Genomic DNA, 16,843 nt, shown 5'->3' with positions numbered 1-16,843 from the left:
GCGCGGGGAAGGCTGACGGTGCTTCACAGGCGCGTCCTCGCGGTGAACGTGGTGTCTTCCGCTTCTTCATTCCAGCGCTCGTCACCCCAGCTGACCGCCACGCTGATGACGTCGCCGTTGCGGGCCACCGTGACGCTGGCACCGTCACCCAAGGCCTTGCCCATGCGGCATTGCCAGTCAGCCATGAACTGATCCTTGTCGATCCGGGTTCCCGTGGGCGGTTCGCAGTTGGAGGTTGTTGCAGCGTAGGTACCCGCATACAACGAGGCCGCCACGCGGTTGATGCGGATCTGGTCCAGCAGCTCGTAACTCAGGTTGGTCGCCTGCGTCCGGTAATTGGCACTCTGCACGTAGCGCACGTTCATGGTCTGCAGCAGGGCGAACCCAAGCAGGCCGAAACCGAGCACCAGGATGGCGATCATCACTTCGATCAGGCTGAAGCCGCCCTGCTGGTGTCCAAGGGTTCGCATACGGCGCGGGCTCATGCGCATTTTTCCTTGTGCAGCCGGACCTGGCCGGTCGGCGATATGGTCAACCTGCGCTGCAGGTCCTGGTTGCCGCATTCGTCGGGAAGCAGGGTGATGTCCTGCGCGGCAGCGGCACGGTTGCGACCGCGCGCATCGAAGGCGATGGTCAGGTCCTGGCCACTGACGCCCTCGAGGGCAGGCCGGCCTTCAGCGAAGCGCAGCACCGGTTCGCCGGCGTCGAAGGCTCCGTTGCCGTTGGTATCGCCCCACACCATCCAGCCACCGGACCAGGTTGGACCATCGCAGGAAGTGCCTGCGGATGACGCGCAGATGCCCGCGCCACGGGTGTTCTTCACGGCCTCCGAGCGCGCAAGCGACAGTGCGGCGATCAACTCGTTGGAGGTGGTTGCCATGCGGTTCGAGCGCAGCGTGCCTTGGAAGCTGGGAAACGCAATGGCGGCCAGGATCGCGAGCACCGCGACGGTGACCATCAATTCAAGCAGAGTGAAGCCGTTGATCCGGCGCAATGACATGGAACGCTCCCCAGCGTGGTGACAGCACGATGGGCCAGCGCCGGATGCGCTGCAAGCGTCGGGAGGATGAACGGTCGTTCCGGGCGATGGGCGTCAAATGCCTGGCGCCCAAGCGGCCGTAACGCCGCGCCATGCCCGGCTGGCCGTAACGCCGCGCCATAACCGGCTGGCCGCAACGCCGCGCCATGCCCGGCTGGCCGTAGCGCCGCGCCATACCCCGCTGACCGTAGCGCCGGGCCATGCCCGGCGAGCCGACAGCCAGCAGAGGTGCCGGCCAGCAGCCGACACCCACCCGGGTACGATCAGGCCAGCACCTGGTAACAGGGCTGGTACTCGCCGGAAATCTTCATCCGGCGCTGCTCGACGAAGGCGCGCAGCAATTCGTCCAGTGCCTGCATCATGTCCGCGTCGCCATGGATCTGGAACGGCCCGAACTCCTCGATGCGGCGCATGCCATCTTCCTTTACGTTGCCGGCGACGATGCCGGAAAACGCGCGCCGAAGGTCCGCCGCCAGCGCATGGGGAGCGCGGCCGTGGTGCAGGTCCAGCGCAGCCATCGCTTCATGCGTGGGCACGAACGGCTGCTGGTACTCCCACGGAATCTCGATGGACCAGTTGAAGAAGAACGAATCCTTCTGTGCCAGGCGATGCTCGCGCACCTGCTTGATGCCGGCCGCCATCTTGCGTGCCACCGCCGTCGGGTCGCCGATGATGATCTGGTAGCGCGCGGCAGCGGCCTCGCCCAGGGTCAGGCGGATAAAGCGATCGATCTGCTCGAAGTACGGTGCCGCCACGGTCGGACCGGTCAGGATCAGCGGGAACGGCAGGTCCTTGTTCTCTTCGCGCAGCAGGATGCCGAGCAGGTAGAGGATCTCTTCGGCGGTACCGACGCCACCGGCGAACACGATGATCCCGTGGCCGATGCGGACGAATGCCTCCAGGCGCTTCTCGATGTCCGGCATGATCACCAGATGGTTGACGATCGGGTTCGGCGACTCGGCAGCGATGATGCCCGGCTCGGTCACACCGATGTAGCGGGTCACGTGCCTGCGCTGCTTGGCATGGGCGATGGTGGCGCCCTTCATCGGGCCCTTCATCGCGCCCGGGCCGCAGCCGGTGCAGATGTCCAGGCCACGCAGGCCCAGCTCATAGCCCACCTGCTTGGTGTACAGGTATTCGTCGCGGCCGATGGAGTGCCCGCCCCAGCAGACCACCAGGTTCGGGTCGCCCGGGGTGAGGATGCGCGCGTTGCGCAGCAGCCCGAACACCGCATTGGTGATGCCGTCGGAAGATTCCAGCTCGGCCGCGTAGTCCGGGCCCATCTCGATGGCCATGTAGGCCAGGTCGCGCACCACCGCGAACAGCAGTTCGGCCACGCCGCGGATGATCTCGCCATCCACGAATGCCATCGCCGGCGCGTTGGCCAGGTCGATGCGTACGCCACGGTCCTGCTGCGCGACCTGGATATCGAAATCCGGGTACAGATCACGCGCCGCGCGCGGATCGTCCGAGGCACTGCCACTGGTCAACACCGCCAACGCACAGCGCCGCAGCAGCTCGTGCATGCCACCACCGGAGGCATCGCGCAGGCGCGCCACCTCGGCCCGTGACAACACATCCAGCCCACCGCGCGGGTAGATCCGCGCGTCCTGCACCGGCAGCGTGCGCGCCGGCTTATCGATCATCGTCGTCATGTCCAACTTTTCGCTTCCTCAAGGTTTTCGACTGTAGCGCCGCCCCCTTAAAAAGCAAAACGGCCGGGAAACCCGACCGTTGGATAGGTGTCGCCGGCGTCCCGGAGGGGCGCGGCAGCGGCGTGGGCCGCGTATGGGGTCGATGCTACGCCTGTGCCGGAGGCTCCACAAGCCCTGCATGAAAAAGGCGGCCGGGTTTCCCCGGCCGCCTTTCACTACTTCACCAACTGAGGGATCAGAACTCGTAACGCAGGGTCAGCATGGCCGACCAGCGCGACACCACGCGGTGCGGGTAGCCAGAGCTGAAATCATAGGTTTCCAGATCCTGCGGCGCATTGTTGGAAAGGTCGTACTCGTACTTGCCATCGGCCGTGACGCGATTCAGGCCGGCCAGGTAACGGGTATCGAAGCCACCGACGTTGCGGGTATTGCCCCACTTCTTGTCCAGCATGTTCAGGAAGTTGTAGATATCCAGGCGCAGGACCGACTTGTGCTCCTTGAAGAAGCCCGGCAGTTCCTGCTGGATGGCCACATCCAGCTGGTTGACCCATGGGTTGCGTGCGCCGTTACGGTCGGCAACCGAACCGCGACGGGCAGCCAGGTACGGATCCGCATCGATGCGGGACTGGAACTCGGCGATCTGGTCGGCACTGGCGGCACCGTTGCGACCATTGACGAACACGACATTCGGGTCGTTCAGCAGCGGAATGTATGCCGGATCCTGGAACACGCCATCGCCATTGATATCGCCATTGACGATCCAGGTGTACGGCAGGCCGTCATGCCCGTTGTAGAAGCCGGTGAAGCTGGTCTTGTAGTCGCCGAAGAACGCGTGTTCCCAACCCAGCGACAGCTTGATCGAGTTCTGGATCTCGCGGGTTGCGCGGCCGGCGATCTCTTCGTTCGGGTTCAGGCGCGACACGAACTGGTAGCTGGACCAGCCCTGCGAGCTGGTGTCCGAACCGACTTCGGTGGCCTTGGTGTAGGTATAGGCCAGGTTGCCGTACCAGCCGTTGGACAGCGGCTTGTCCAGCGAGAAGGTCACCGCGGTCGACGAGCCCTTGTCGCTGTTGGTCAGGTAGGTCGAGTTGGTGGCGTAACCCGGCAGGGCGCCGGCGTTCTTGCCCGTACCCGGGGTGACCCAGTAGCTGTCACGGCCGTCGAACAGCTGGCCCTGCGGCGTACCGATGTTCAGCGCGTTGTAGAACACCGCGTCCTTGTTCTTCAGGTGCATCAGCTCGACCGTACCCACCATGCCCCACCACGGCAGCTCATGGTCATAGCCCAGGGTGAACTTGTAGACGGTCGGCAGCTTGAAGTCCGGATCGATGGTATCCATCTGCGCGGTCGGCGGGGCACTGGCACCTGCCGGGAACGGCTGGTTGTACGGATCCACGCTGAAGTTATAGCTGCCGTCGTTCGGGACGCAGTTGGCGATGGAAACGTCCGGACGCGTGGCGCAGAACGAGCCGGCGGCCACGCCGTTGTTCTGGTACGGGTTGGCCAGCCATACGAACGGCGGCACCGTCTGGAACAGGCCGGCACCACCACACAGCTGAGAGTAGCGCTCGGTATCGAAGGCGTAATTGAACGAGAATCGCGGCAGGATGACCTTGTTGCTGCTGCCGATCTTGTAATCGTTGCGGAAGCCAAAGGTTTCTTCGAAGCCCGGCTTGCGCGGCGGCGCTTCCTTGGCCTTCGGGATGTTCATGCGCAGGCCGTAAGTGATCGACAGGTTGTTGTTGACCTGCCAGGTGTCCTGGATGAACGGGCTGATCTGGCTGAACTCGATCTGCGCGGCGGTATCGGCTTCGGTAAAGCCATCGACCGGACGACGCACGTCGTAACGGTAATAGTTGCCGGCAGCGAAGTCTTCGATGCTGTCGAACGAGTACACGCCATGCAGGTCGCGGCCGTACATGTTGTACGCCTCGGTGTTCTCGTAATCGATACCGGCCTTGATGGTATGGTCGCCGGCGTAGTACGTACCGAAGAACGACGCGGTCAGCTTCTTGGTGTCGATCGCGTTCTCATGGCGGTTGCGGTCTTCGCCGAAACGCACGCCATTGGTGGAAGTCGGGAGGGTGCTGGCCACGCCGACGTTGATCGCCGGCAGGTCCTGCGACGCGCCGGAGATCTGCGAGAACTTCTGGTAGCTGACCTTGGCTTCAGTGGTGAAGTTGTCGCTCCAGTCACTGAACAGCTGCAGCGAGGTGTTCTTGGTCTCACTGGCCTTGGTGAACCAACGGCTGGTCAGGATGACCGAGCTGGAGTTGCTGTCGTACGGCTGCGGCAGCGTCTCTTCGGTCTGCTGGTAGGTCAGGCTGGCGCGGTGGGAATCACTGATGTTCCAGTCGATCTTGCCCAGGTAGCGCTTGTTGGTCAGGTTGATGCCGCCTGCCGCACCGTAGGTGCCCGGGTCGATGCCATATTGGTTCTTGGCGATATCGATGACCTGGTTGATTTCGTCCTGGGTCACCGCACCGGTGCTGAAGCCGTCCGAGGACGCGGCGCCGCCGAAATCGGTCACTTCCTGTTCTTCATATGCACCGAAGAAGAACAGGCGATCCTTCAGGATCGGGCCACCGAGGGTGAAGCCCTTGGTCGTGTCCTTGCCGAAGGCATCGTAGTCTTCGCCATCACGCGAGCCGACCATGCTGTCGGCCTTCTTGTACACGTAGTACACCGATCCGTGGAACTCGTTGGTACCGGACTTGGTGACAGCGTTGACTGCCGCGCCGACCACGTCCTGGGACACATCGTAGTCACTGACGTTGATGTCATAGGCCGCGATGGTGTCCACCGAAATCGGCGAGCCGGTGTACGGCATGCCATTGGCGTTCAGGCCGAACGGGTCGCCCTGCGACAGGCCATCGACGGAAATCTTGTTGTAGCGGTTGTTGACGCCGGCGATCGAGATCGCGCCGGTGGCCTGGTCGGTCACGGTGACACGCGGGTCAAGGCGGGCGACATCGTCCAGCGAACGGCTGCCCTTCGGCGCCAGTTCCAGCTTGCGACCATCGACCGAGGTACCGATGCCCTTGGTTTCCGAGCTGAAGACGCTCGGCGCGGCGGCCATGACGGTGACGCCGTCCAGCGACTTGATGTCGCCGGTCAGGTTGGCATTCACCGTGCCGACCTGGTTCAGGCTCAGGAACACGCCTTCTTCGGTCTTGGTGCCTTCACCGGGCTTGGTGATAGTGACGGTGTACGGGCCACCGACGCGGAGGCCGCGGGCAACATAACGACCCGAGGCATCGGTCGTGGCGCGCGAAACAGTGCCCGACTCGGTGTGGGTGATGGTGACTTCGGCACCAACCACAGGCGCGCCTGCGTTGGACGTGACCTGGCCGCCGACACCTGAGGAGGTGCTCTGGGCAAAGGCGGGAGCAGCGGCAAGCGCGGCCACGAGGCCAAGGGTGAGCTTGGACATCCGGAGTGGGTGGTTCATCTAGGGTAGCCTCGATGGGAGTTGGCGATGGCGGAAAAAAGCGCGCCCAAACAGCCATTGCGGGGGGCTGCATGGACATTTATCTGGGGTTCCCAACCGTGAACGGCAGCTGCCGCAACGGTTAACAATAGATTAACACGGTACGATCTGATTGTGACGGTAGTGCGACAAACGGCACGCCATCGCAACTTAAGCGTGACGTATTCTTCACTCCCCGCGAAGAATCAACCGCTCGGCCCCATCAATCCGCGCCCAGCTCCACCACTTTTCCGCGCCACGTCAAGCCCTGCGATGACAACAAGGTCACCGCCTGGTCGGCGGCAAGCTCCGGCGACTGGGCCGCCGTGTCCTGGTCCAGCGACCATGCCCGCGCCCGGAGTGCGGTGCGCATCGGTCCCGGTTGCAGGCCAGCCACCCGTACCGGGCCGGCTTTCAGCTCTTCATGCAGGCTGGCCAGCAGGCCGCGCAGCCCATGTTGGGCAACACCATACCCACCCCAGTACGCTCCGCCGACCTTGGCCGGGTCATCCACGCAGAACACCAGCGCTGCATCCTGCTGCCGCCGCAGCAGCGGCAGGCAGGCCTGTGCCAACCATGCCGGCGCGGTCAGCGTGACATGGAGGGAGCGTGCAAACGCCGCCGGGTCGGCCAGTTCAAACGGGGTCAGGCCCGGAAAATCCGCTGCGCAGACCAGCACCCCGTCCAACCGGCCCAGTTCGCTGTCCAGCCGCATGGCCAGTTCGGCAAAGTCGTCGGGGCTGGCCCCTTCCAGGTCCAGCGGATACAGCAGGGGCTCGGGCCCCACGGCCTGTACCTGGGCATATACCCGATCCAGCCGGCGCGGTTTGCGGCCCAGCAGGACCACGGTCGCACCTGCGCGCGCGCAGGCCACTGCGGCGGCACTGCCGAGGCCGCCGCCAGCGCCGGCAACCAGGATCACGCGACCGTCGAGCACCTTGGGGTCCGATGCAGGCGACGGCACTGCGCTCATGCAGCCGACGCCTCCTCGACGATGCGCTTCAGCTCACCGGCCTCGAACAGCTCCATCACGATGTCGCAGCCCCCGATCAGCTCGCCATGCATGAACAGCTGCGGGAAGGTCGGCAGGTTCGAGAAACGCGGCAGGTTGGCGCGGATCTCAGGTTCTTCCAGCACGTTGATGGTGCGCAGGGACACTGCACCGGCGGCCATCAGCGCCTGTACCGCACGGCTGGAATAACCGCACGTGGGGTACTGCGGCGTACCCTTCATGAAAAGCACGAGCGGGTAACGATCGACTTCGGCCTGGATCTGCTGCATCACTGCCACAACCACACTGCCTCCTGGATGGGAGAACCCGACCGCGACGGTCGGCTAGACTTCCCACGGTACCTGTCATTGTAAGCCGATGGAACCAACCATCGCCCCCTCCCTTCCTCATCCCAACGCATGTCCATGGAACTGACCGATCTGCCCTACCCCGCCAGCGCGCTGCAGCCGCACCTGTCCGAACGGGCTGTTGCATTGCAGCACGACCAGCATCAGCGTGCCTGCGTGGAAATCGTCCAGGCACGGACTGCCGGCACCGAATGGGAAGACGCGGCGCTGGAACGGATCGTGCACGAAAGCCAGGGCACCCTGTTCGAGGCGGCTGCCCAGGCCTGGAACCAGCAGTTCCAGTGGCAGTGCCTGCGCACGCGCGGCGGGGGCGAACCACAGGGGCGGCTGGCGGAACGGGTCAAGCGCCACTTCGGCGATACCGCGCGCCTGCGGCAAGCGTTCAACGAGGCAGCATTGGGGCTGTTCGGTGCCGGCTGGGCCTGGCTGGTCCAGCATCCCGATGGCAGCCTGGCCATCCAGGTCACCCGCAATGCCGGCACTCCGCTGACCGGCCTGAGCACCCCGTTGCTGGGCTGCAATCTATGGGAGCACGCGTATTACCTGGATTACCAGAACGACCGCGCGCGTTACCTGGACGCCTGGTGGCAGATGGTGGACTGGGAGTTCGCTGCGGCGCAGCTGGCGCTGTAGTACCGTCTCGCCCTGATCCGTGCAAGGGCGGTCGAGCGGGTGAATCCCCTCGCGGCTGGTGGCAACAGCCGCACCCGGGGCCGGCCGGACCCTGCACACGTCGACGTAGCGCCGGGCCATGCCCGGCGGAATTGTGCCTGATCACGGCCCAGCTCCGAGACACAAGAGCGGGGCCAGGCCCCTCTTCTACCGGGCCAACAGGTCAGAGGGTGCGCAGCGCATGTACTGCCGGTTCGACCTGGGCTTGCCGGTCGAGCGTGCCACCCACCTGCTCCAGCGCATTGGCCAGCGCGCCGGCATCGTCGTCGCGCAGCGTGGCATGGCCGACCTTGCGCCCATCGCGCGGTTGCTTGCCGTAATCGTGCCAATGGCCGCTGGCCTGCGCGAGTACCGCCCCGGCATCGGGCATGGCGCCGATCCAGTTCAACATGCAGGCGTGGCCGAGCATGCGCGTATCGCCCAACGGCAGGCCCAATACGGCGCGCAGGTGGTTCTCGAACTGCGAAGTTTCGCTGCCTTCGATGGTCCAATGACCGGAGTTGTGCACGCGTGGTGCCATCTCGTTGGCCAGCAGCTCGCCGTCGCGGCAGAACAGCTCCAGCGCGAACACCCCCACGTACTGCAGATGGTCGGCCAGTCGACGGGCATGGCCGATGGCCGCGTCGTGCTCGGCGGCGGACAGCCGGGCCGGCGCCACGCTGGCCGACAACACGCCATCGACATGCCAGTTGCCCGTGACCGGATACGCCCGGAAACTGCCGTCGCTCCCACGCACGGCCACCACGCTGACTTCGCGCTGGAAAGCAACGAACCCTTCGAGTATCAGCCCGGTCTTTTCGACCTGCGCGCCCAGCGCGTCCCATGCCGCGTCGATGTCGGCCTCGCTGCGCAGGCGGAACTGGCCCTTGCCGTCGTAGCCGAGCCGGCGCGTCTTGAGGATGCACGGCAGGCCGAACTCGGCGGTCTTGGCCGCCAGCTCGTCGCGGCTGCGGATATCAGCGAATGGCGGCAGCGGAATATCCAGCTGCTGGAACAGCGTCTTCTCGCTCAGGCGGTCCTGCGCCACCGCCAGCACCGACGGCGACGGATGCACCGGCACGCGCTCGGCCAGCCACTGCGCGCTCTCTGCCGGCACGTTCTCGAAATCGAAGGTGACCACGTCGACCTTGGCCGCGAAGGCTGCCAGGGCCTCACGGTCGTCGAAGGCGCCGACGGTCAGCGGCGCCAGCTGCGCGCCGCAGGCATCACTGGCCGGGTCGAACAGTTCAAAGCGCAGCCCCATCGGCGCACCGGCCAGGACCATCATGCGGGCCAGCTGGCCGCCCCCCAGGATGCCAACGGTCTTCATGCTCATTGACGCGGATCGTCGTGGGCCATCACATCTTCGGTCTGGCGCGCGCGGAACGCATCCAGCGCCTGGCCGATATCCGGCTGGTCGCTGGCCAGCATCGCGGCGGCGAACAGCGCGGCGTTGGAGGCGCCGGCATTGCCGATGGCGAAGGTAGCAACCGGGATGCCAGCCGGCATCTGCACGATGGACAGCAGCGAATCCATGCCATTGAGGGCCTTGGACTGCACCGGTACGCCCAGCACCGGCACGGCGGTCTTGGCCGCCAGCATGCCCGGCAGGTGGGCAGCCCCACCGGCGCCGGCAATGATCGCGCGCAGTCCGCGCGGGCCGGCCTGGTCGGCGTAATCGAACAACACGTCCGGCGTGCGGTGGGCCGAAACCACCTTCACTTCGAACGGGACACCCAGGGCTTCAAGCTTCTGGGCGGCGTGCTGCATGGTTTCCCAGTCGGAACGGGAACCCATGACGATGCCGACGAGCGGCGCGGATTGGTTGAGGGTCATTGGCCGTCACCTGCCTTAAAGACGTATTCTAGCCGTCTTCCACGCAAGACGAAGAACCATGGACCGCAAGCTGCTTGACCTGCTGGTATCACCGGACACCCGCCAGCCCCTTTCCCTGCTGGATGCCAAGGGGCTTGAAGCCCTCAACCGCGCCATCAGTGCCGGAAACGTGAGCAAGGCCGATGGCAATCCGCTTGCCCAGCCTTTGCGCCAGGCGCTGGTCACCCGCGACCGCAAGCAGCTGTTCCGCCTGGATGACGGCATCCCGGTGCTGCTGGCCGAAGAGGCCATCGCCACCGACCAGATCGCCGACTTCCCGACAGCATGACCCGGTCGGCGAGCCTGCCCTCGTCCGCGACGCCGGCCGCGCCGGATCCGGCGCTGGTGGCTGCGGACGTCGCCCGCGCACTGGCCGAAGACCTGGGCGACGGAGACGTGACCGCCGCCCTGCTGCCCGACCAGGCCGATATCGCCTACCTGCTGTGCAAGCAGGACGCGATCATCGCCGGAAGGCCGTGGTTCGATGCCACCCATCGCGCACTGGACCCGGCGGTGCGCATCGACTGGCGCGTGGCCGAAGGACAGCAGGTCGACGCAGGCACGGTGCTGGCCCTGCTGCAGGGGCACAGCCGCGCGCTGGTCAGTGCCGAACGCACCTCGCTCAATTTCCTGCAGACCCTGTCCGGCACCGCGACGATCACCGCCCGGTACGTGGCTGCCGTGGCCGGAACCGGCACGCGCATCCTCGACACCCGCAAGACGCTGCCTGGCCTGCGGCTGGCGCAGAAGTACGCGGTACGCTGCGGCGGCGGCGACAACCACCGCTTCGGCCTGTACGACACGGTGATGCTGAAGGAGAACCACATCCGTGCGGCGGGCTCGTTGGCAGCCGCCGTGGCCGCTGCACGTACGATGTGGCCGCAGTTGCCGCTGGTGGTGGAAGTGGAAGACCTGGAGCAACTGCAGCAGGCATTGCAGGCCGGTTGCGAACGCATCCTGCTGGATGATTTCCCGGCCGAGCTGCGACGGGAAGCAGTGCGCATCACGGCCGGACGAATCCCGTTGGAAGTATCCGGCAGCGTTGGCCTGGACGGTCTTCGCGCCATCGCACAGGACGGCGTGGACTGCATTTCCATCGGCGGGCTGACCAAGCATGTGCAGGCTGTCGACCTGTCATTGAAGCTGGGCCCGCCGCCGGGTTGATCGACCCACACGATCCGGTAGCGCCGGGCCATGCCCGGCGGTGGACAGCCGGGGTCCACTCCGCGTTCACGATGGCGCTGCGAGGCTGGGCCATCCCCCAGACGCGGACTACCGCATGCGCCGGTTGCTGCTTGCCTGCCTGTTGCCATTCTCTGCCGTCTCCTCCACTGCGGCCGCCGCCGAAGCCTGCGACGTGCCGCCGCCTTACGGGCTGAGCCCGCTGGCGCTGTCCATCCGCCAGGCAGCGTGCAACGAACACCGCCTCTGGTTCCGCCCTTTCATCGACCGCGAAGGCCGTGCCGCCAGCCTGGGGGTGACCGAGGCGGAGAACGAACACCTGGCCGACAACGGTCTGATCGCCTGGCAACGGGTGGCCGGCTACTGGCGTGACAGCGGCACCTTGAATGCCATGGGGGGACAGCCCGGTGCCAACAGCTGCATCGCGCCATTGGGCTCGCGCTACACCGACAGCGACTGCCGCGCGTTCCTCATCGACAATCCGTGGTCGGCCGCATTCGTGTCGTGGGTGATGGTGCGTGCCGGCGTGCCGGGTTTCAACACCTCGCCGCGCCACATCGACTACATCCGCCAGGCCTACAACGGCAGTACGCCCTACCGGCTTGCCGACCCTGCCGCCGAGAAGCCAAGCGCGGGAGACCTGCTGTGCTTCCTGCGCGATCGCCGGCAGACGCTGAGCTACGCCGGACTGGTGCAGGCGCTGGGCAATGGCTCGGTGGGCCACTGGAAATCGCATTGCGAAGTGGTGGTATCGGCCAACATGGGCGGCGACAGGACCCTGTACCTGATCGGCGGCAACGTGCTCAATACCGTGGCCATGCGCATGCTGACGCTGGACCGCAGTGGACGTATCGAACTGCCTGCGGCGCGCGCCACGGAAACCGATGGCATCGCCGCGACCTGCACGCCGGGGCGCGAGGAAGAATGCAGCTTCAACCGCCAGGACTGGGCGGCGCTGCTGAAGCTGACCGCCACCGCGCCACTGGCGGCGCCACTGCTGCCTGCGCGATAGCGCTTGAACTGGGACGCCAAGGCCGCCATCTTGTGGTTACCTCTTCTCGCCGCGTGCCGCCATGCCTACCTTGATCCTGCTGATGATTGCCGGCGCGCTCGGCTACGCGTTCTGGAATTCCTCGCGTGCGGCGGCCGAACGTGCCGTGGTGCTGGGCCGCAACGCCTGCCGGGCGGCCGATGTGCAGTGGCTGGACCAGGCGGTGCATGCCATCGGGCTGCGCGTGGCACGCGGCAATGATGGCAGGCTCTGCTTCGAGCGCACCTTCAAGTTCGAATACTCCTACGACGGCATCGATCGCCATGTCGGCAGGATGGTGTTGCGCGGCGATGAGCTGGTGTCGTTCAGCGGCCCCGGCGCGGCACGCATCAGTGCCATCCGCCCGGATACCGACGACGCCGAGGACGCCTGAGGCGGTCCCGTATCGCGCCGGCCAGCGGCCGGCAACTACGTGCGGACCTGCCCTTCGCCACGGACGACGAAGCGTTCCACCGTCAGTGCCTCCAGGCCCATGGGGCCGTAAGCATGCAGGCGCGTGGTGGAGATGCCGATTTCGCTGCCAAGGCCAAGCTGGCCACCATCGGAAAAGCGCGATGACGCGTTGACCATGACGACGGCCGACTGCAACGCATGCACGAAACGTTCGGCGTTGGCCGTATCGCTGGTCGCGATGACCTCGGTGTGGTCGGAGGTATAGCGCCGGATGTGGGCGATGGCTTCCTCCAGGCCGTCCACCACCTTTACCGCCAGGAGCAGGTCGAGGAACTCGGCGGCATAGTCGTCATCGGTGGCCGCCGCACTTCCCGGCAACAGCGGCCGTGACAGCGCGTCGGCACGCAGCTGCACGCCGCGTTCGGCAAGCGCCTCGCCAGCCCGTGGCAGGAAAGCATCGGCGATATCGGCATGGACCAGCAGCGTCTCCAGCGAATTGCATGCCGACGGGCGGCTGCACTTGCCATCCACCAGCAGGCCGATGGCCCGGTCGATATCCGCGCTGGCATCCACGAACAGGTGGCAGACGCCCTTGTAGTGCTTGATCACCGGCACCCGCGCATGTTCGGCGACGAACCGGATCAGGCCCTCGCCACCGCGTGGGATGGCCAGGTCGATCAGCTCATGCAGTTGCAGCAGCTCAAGCATTGCCTCGCGGCGCAGGTCGGTCAGTACGGTAACCGCCGCTTCGGGCACGCCATGGGCACGCAGCGCGCTGCCCATGGCGGCGGCAATGGCGGTATTGGAATGGATGGCTTCCGAACCACCACGCAGGATCACCCCGTTGCCCGCTTTCAGGCATAGCGCGGCGGCCTCGGCGGTGACGTTCGGGCGTGCCTCGTAGATCATCGCAATCACGCCCAGCGGTACGCGTACCTTCTGCACGCGGATGCCGTTCGGGCGCACATCGTCGCGGGTCACCTGGCCGACCGGGTCGGGCAGCCCTGCAACCTCGCGAAGTGCTTCGGCCATCGCGAACAGGCGCGCCGGGTCCAGCGCCAGGCGGTCCAGCAGCGCACTGCTGGTGCCCTTTTCGCGCGCGGCAGCCACGTCGCGCGCGTTCGCAGCCAGGATCGTTCCCGCATTTGTCTCCAGCGCGGTGGCCATCGCCTGCAGCAGAGCCGTGCGTTGCGCGCCGTCCAGTCCGGCGATCACGGTCGCCGCAGCCCGGCAGTCGCGCGCCTGTCGTTCGATATCGCTCATGGGCATTGTCTCGCAGCTCATAGAAGGACCAGGTCGTCGCGATGCACGACATTGCCGCCGTAGTTGTAACCGAGCACGCTCTCGATGTCGCGCGAATGGCGGCCGACGATACGGCGCACGTCGCTGGCTGCGTACTGGGTAACGCCGCGGGCGACACTCGCCTCGCCGCTGGCCAGCCGGCAACGGACTTCCACCATGTCACCGCGACGGAAGTCGCCATCGGCGCCGGTGATGCCGCCCGGCAGCAGCGAAGCGCCCTTGCCGCGCATCGCCTGCACCGCCCCCTCGTCGACCCAGATCACCCCGGGCTCTACCGGCGCATGCCGCAGCCAGTACTTGCGCGCGGCCTCGCGACTCTGTGCCGCCTGCAGTCGGGTGCCGTGCAGGCGCCCCTGTGCCAGCGCCCGCACCACGTCGCCATCGCGGCCATTGAACAGGATGGTTTCAATGCCAAGCCGCGCCGCCTTCGAGGCCGCTTCCAGCTTGGTACGCATGCCGCCGGTGCCCGCGCTGCTGCCACTTCCACCGGCCATCGCCAGCACCTCGGCCGTCAGCTCGCGCACCTGCATGATCGGCTGCGCCGCCGGGTCACGGCGCGGGTCGGCGCTGTACAGGCCATCGATGTCGGTGGCGATGAACAGCACATCCGCATCCACCAGTGCGGCCACCGTCGCGGCCAGGTTGTCGTTGTCGCCAAGCTTGAGTTCATCCACCGACACCGTGTCGTTCTCATTGACCACCGGCAAGGTGCCCAGCCGCAGCAACTCATTGAGCGTGGCGCGCGCGTTGAGGTAACGGCGGCGGTTGCGCAGGTCGTCATGGGTCAGCAGCACCTGTGCCACGGGACGCTCGAAGAAGCGTTGCCACAGGCCAATCAGTTGTGCCTGGCCGAGGGCAGCCAGGGCCTGCCGCGCGGCCATCGCCGCGCCACTGTCATCCATCCGCGGCAGGATCGCACGGCCGGCAGCCACCGCCCCTGAAGAGACGATCACCACCTCGCGACCGGCCAGCACATTGGCGGAAACGAACTGGGCCAGGCCCAACGCATGCCGTGGCGACAAGCCGCCACCGTCGGCAGCCAGCAGGCTGCTGCCTACCTTCAGCACGGCACGCCGCCAGGGCGGCAGCATTTGTTCGGGAAACGGCGATGCAGTCATTGCGCCCATGCTCCAACGCCCGGTAGAGCGGGTCCATGACCCGCTGCTTCCTGCCAGTACACCACGATCTCCGGTAGAGCGGGTACATGACCCGCTGCCCTGACGCCCGCCATCACGACACCGGCCAGCGGGTCATGGACCCGCTCTACAACGGCGTCGCGTGCGCGATTCATCGTGTCGTCCATTCGTGCACGACCAGGTCCGAAGACTGCAGGGTCACCAGTGGATCGCGGGCAACGATGGCGTTGGCCTCTTCCAGGCTGCCCACATTGCACAGCACGTAGGCACCGCCACTGCCGTCGCTGAAACCACCGGTCAGGTGCAGTTGGCCGGCGGCGCGCAGTTCGTCCAGGAACGCGATGTGCGGCTGCACGGCCGCGGCGTTGAAGTCCGGCCGCCGCATCGCCAGCACCAGGTACAGGGTGCCAGCCATCAGGCGAGCGCCTGCCAGCGCGCGCGCAACACATCCAGGCGCAGGTCGGCGGCCGCACCGGGCGACACGCGTGCGGCCAGGCTGCCTTCCGGCGTACGCCCCTGCCCTGCACTGTCGGCGCCTGCCGCAGCGGCCTTGTAGGCCTCGCGGAAAGGCACTCCCGCCACCGCTGCCTCCACGGCGACATCGGTGGCATACATGCCCGAGTCGATGGCAGCCAGCAGCTTGTCGTTGCGCCATTCCAGGTTGGCCAGCAGCGCCGGCAACAATTCCAGTGCGGCCAGGCCACGACCGAAGCCATGGAAGATCGCGCCCTTGGACGCCTGCAGGTCGCGGTGGTAGCCCGATGGCAGCGACAACAGCTGCTCGATCTCGGTACGCGCGGCAGCCACGCTGGCATGCGTGGCGCGCATCAGCTCGATCACGTCCGGGTTGCGCTTGTTCGGCATGATCGAGCTGCCGGTGGTGTACTGCGCCGGCAACGCAACGAAGCCGAACTCGCCGCTGGTGAACAGTGACAGGTCCCAGGCGATACGACGCAGGTCCAGCGTTGCCCCGCCCAGCGCTTCCAGCGCGGCCAGCTCGAACTTGCCACGCGACAGCTGCGCGTAGATCGGGGAGACCTGCATGCGCGCGAAGCCCAGCGCGGCGGTGGTGTGTTCGCGGTCCAGTGGCAGGTTGACGCCATAGCCGGCGGCGGTGCCCAGCGGATTGGCATCGACCAGCGTGTGGGTATCGCGGGCACGGATCGCATTGTCGATGAAGGCCTCGGCCCAGCCTGCCCACCACATGCCAGCCGACGACACCACGGCGCGCTGGATATGCGTGTAGCCGGGGATCGGCAGGTCCTTCTCGGCCTCGGCACGATCCAGTGCCACCTTGGCGATCTCGGCACTGAGCTGTGCCACGCGCTGCAGCTTTTCCTTCAGCCACAACCGGGTGGCGACCAGCACCTGGTCATTGCGGCTGCGCCCGGTATGGATCTTGCGGCCGGCATCGCCGAGCCGTTCGGTCAGCCGCGCCTCGATGGCCGAATGGCCATCTTCGTATTGTTCATCCAGCACGAAGCGGCCATCGCGGAAATCATTGGCCAGCACGTCGAGTTCACGCTGCAGGCCAGCCAGTTCGTCGCTGGACAGGATGCCGATATGCTGCAGGCCTTCGGCGTGTGCGCCGCTGGCAGCGATGTCATGCAGGAAGAATTCGCGGTCGAGGATCACGTCATCGCCAGCAAGGAAAGCCTGGATCTTTGCGTCGACCGCGACGCCCGGCTTCTGCCACAGAAGGTCTGCCATGTTCTGCTCCATCGGCGGCCA

Annotated in this window: 17 protein-coding genes; 5 read left to right on the top strand and 12 right to left on the bottom strand. The window is 66.1% G+C overall.

From position 1 onward, the window contains the following. Positions 1-23 precede the first annotated feature (23 nt). From pilV to grxD, 6 genes are all read right to left on the bottom strand, one after another. Positions 24-485, bottom strand: coding sequence for a type IV pilus modification protein PilV (gene pilV, locus H4O11_RS01245; RefSeq protein WP_182337629.1), 462 nt, complete (start codon positions 483-485; stop codon positions 24-26). Next, on the bottom strand, positions 482-1,000 hold the full coding sequence (locus H4O11_RS01240) for a GspH/FimT family pseudopilin (RefSeq protein WP_281367565.1): 519 nt from the start codon (positions 998-1,000) through the stop codon (positions 482-484). The genes pilV and H4O11_RS01240 overlap by 4 nt, the downstream gene beginning before the upstream one ends. 302 nt (positions 1,001-1,302) lie before the next feature. Continuing rightward, a complete protein-coding gene (gene ppnN / locus H4O11_RS01235) occupies positions 1,303-2,685 on the bottom strand; it encodes a nucleotide 5'-monophosphate nucleosidase PpnN (protein WP_425505984.1) in 1,383 nt (460 codons plus the stop codon). A gap of 244 nt (positions 2,686-2,929) precedes the next feature. Beyond that, positions 2,930-6,145 carry a TonB-dependent receptor gene (locus H4O11_RS01230; protein WP_182337627.1) on the bottom strand — a complete coding sequence of 1,072 codons (3,216 nt, stop codon included), beginning with the start codon at positions 6,143-6,145 and terminating at the stop codon, positions 2,930-2,932. 241 nt (positions 6,146-6,386) lie between these two features. Beyond that, positions 6,387-7,136 (bottom strand): SDR family NAD(P)-dependent oxidoreductase, encoded by a 750-nt coding sequence (locus H4O11_RS01225; RefSeq protein ID WP_182337626.1) that lies wholly within the window; start codon positions 7,134-7,136, stop codon positions 6,387-6,389. Further along, on the bottom strand, positions 7,133-7,444 hold the full coding sequence (grxD, locus tag H4O11_RS01220; protein ID WP_220466541.1) for a Grx4 family monothiol glutaredoxin: 312 nt from the start codon (positions 7,442-7,444) through the stop codon (positions 7,133-7,135). Before grxD ends, H4O11_RS01225 begins: the two co-directional genes overlap by 4 nt. Positions 7,445-7,573: 129 nt before the next feature. Between grxD and H4O11_RS01215 the strand changes: the two genes are divergently transcribed. Beyond that, positions 7,574-8,155: a superoxide dismutase gene (locus H4O11_RS01215; RefSeq protein ID WP_182337624.1), complete on the top strand. Its 582-nt coding sequence runs from the start codon at positions 7,574-7,576 to the stop codon at positions 8,153-8,155. Between the two features lie 202 nt (positions 8,156-8,357). Here the strand turns inward: H4O11_RS01215 and H4O11_RS01210 are convergent, their stop codons facing one another. Then, entirely contained in the window at positions 8,358-9,503 is a 1,146-nt protein-coding gene (locus H4O11_RS01210; RefSeq protein WP_425506001.1) for a 5-(carboxyamino)imidazole ribonucleotide synthase, read from the bottom strand. Positions 9,504-9,505: 2 nt separating this feature from the next. Next, positions 9,506-10,009: a 5-(carboxyamino)imidazole ribonucleotide mutase gene (gene purE, locus H4O11_RS01205; protein WP_182337622.1), complete on the bottom strand. Its 504-nt coding sequence runs from the start codon at positions 10,007-10,009 to the stop codon at positions 9,506-9,508. Between the two features lie 58 nt (positions 10,010-10,067). Between purE and H4O11_RS01200 the strand changes: the two genes are divergently transcribed. The 4 genes from H4O11_RS01200 to H4O11_RS01185 all read left to right on the top strand — a co-directional run bounded on the left by H4O11_RS01200 (position 10,068) and on the right by H4O11_RS01185 (position 12,654). Next, complete coding sequence (locus tag H4O11_RS01200; protein ID WP_182337621.1) at positions 10,068-10,337, top strand: Trm112 family protein; 270 nt, start codon at positions 10,068-10,070, stop codon at positions 10,335-10,337. Then, positions 10,334-11,212, top strand: coding sequence for a carboxylating nicotinate-nucleotide diphosphorylase (gene nadC / locus H4O11_RS01195; RefSeq protein ID WP_182337620.1), 879 nt, complete (start codon positions 10,334-10,336; stop codon positions 11,210-11,212). The genes H4O11_RS01200 and nadC overlap by 4 nt, the downstream gene beginning before the upstream one ends. A gap of 115 nt (positions 11,213-11,327) precedes the next feature. Beyond that, positions 11,328-12,242, top strand: coding sequence for a DUF2272 domain-containing protein (locus H4O11_RS01190; RefSeq protein WP_182337619.1), 915 nt, complete (start codon positions 11,328-11,330; stop codon positions 12,240-12,242). Positions 12,243-12,303: 61 nt separating this feature from the next. After that, positions 12,304-12,654, top strand: coding sequence for a DUF3301 domain-containing protein (locus H4O11_RS01185; RefSeq protein WP_182337618.1), 351 nt, complete (start codon positions 12,304-12,306; stop codon positions 12,652-12,654). Positions 12,655-12,689: 35 nt separating this feature from the next. Here the strand turns inward: H4O11_RS01185 and H4O11_RS01180 are convergent, their stop codons facing one another. The 4 genes from H4O11_RS01180 to argH form a co-directional block, all read right to left on the bottom strand. Next, positions 12,690-13,937 carry a glutamate-5-semialdehyde dehydrogenase gene (locus H4O11_RS01180; RefSeq protein WP_182337617.1) on the bottom strand — a complete coding sequence of 416 codons (1,248 nt, stop codon included), beginning with the start codon at positions 13,935-13,937 and terminating at the stop codon, positions 12,690-12,692. A gap of 17 nt (positions 13,938-13,954) precedes the next feature. Continuing rightward, the gene (proB, locus tag H4O11_RS01175) at positions 13,955-15,103 is read right to left on the bottom strand and encodes a glutamate 5-kinase (RefSeq protein ID WP_182337616.1); all 1,149 of its coding nucleotides are present in this window, start codon (positions 15,101-15,103) and stop codon (positions 13,955-13,957) included. Between the two features lie 160 nt (positions 15,104-15,263). Then, the gene (locus H4O11_RS01170; protein WP_182337615.1) at positions 15,264-15,527 is read right to left on the bottom strand and encodes a YciI family protein; all 264 of its coding nucleotides are present in this window, start codon (positions 15,525-15,527) and stop codon (positions 15,264-15,266) included. Next, positions 15,527-16,822 carry an argininosuccinate lyase gene (gene argH / locus H4O11_RS01165; protein WP_182337614.1) on the bottom strand — a complete coding sequence of 432 codons (1,296 nt, stop codon included), beginning with the start codon at positions 16,820-16,822 and terminating at the stop codon, positions 15,527-15,529. Before argH ends, H4O11_RS01170 begins: the two co-directional genes overlap by 1 nt. Positions 16,823-16,843 lie beyond the last annotated feature (21 nt).

Source organism: Stenotrophomonas tumulicola, from assembly GCF_014117215.1.
Classification (GTDB): Bacteria; Pseudomonadota; Gammaproteobacteria; order Xanthomonadales; family Xanthomonadaceae; genus Stenotrophomonas; species Stenotrophomonas tumulicola.
This window is presented reverse-complemented; position numbering and strand designations above follow the sequence as displayed.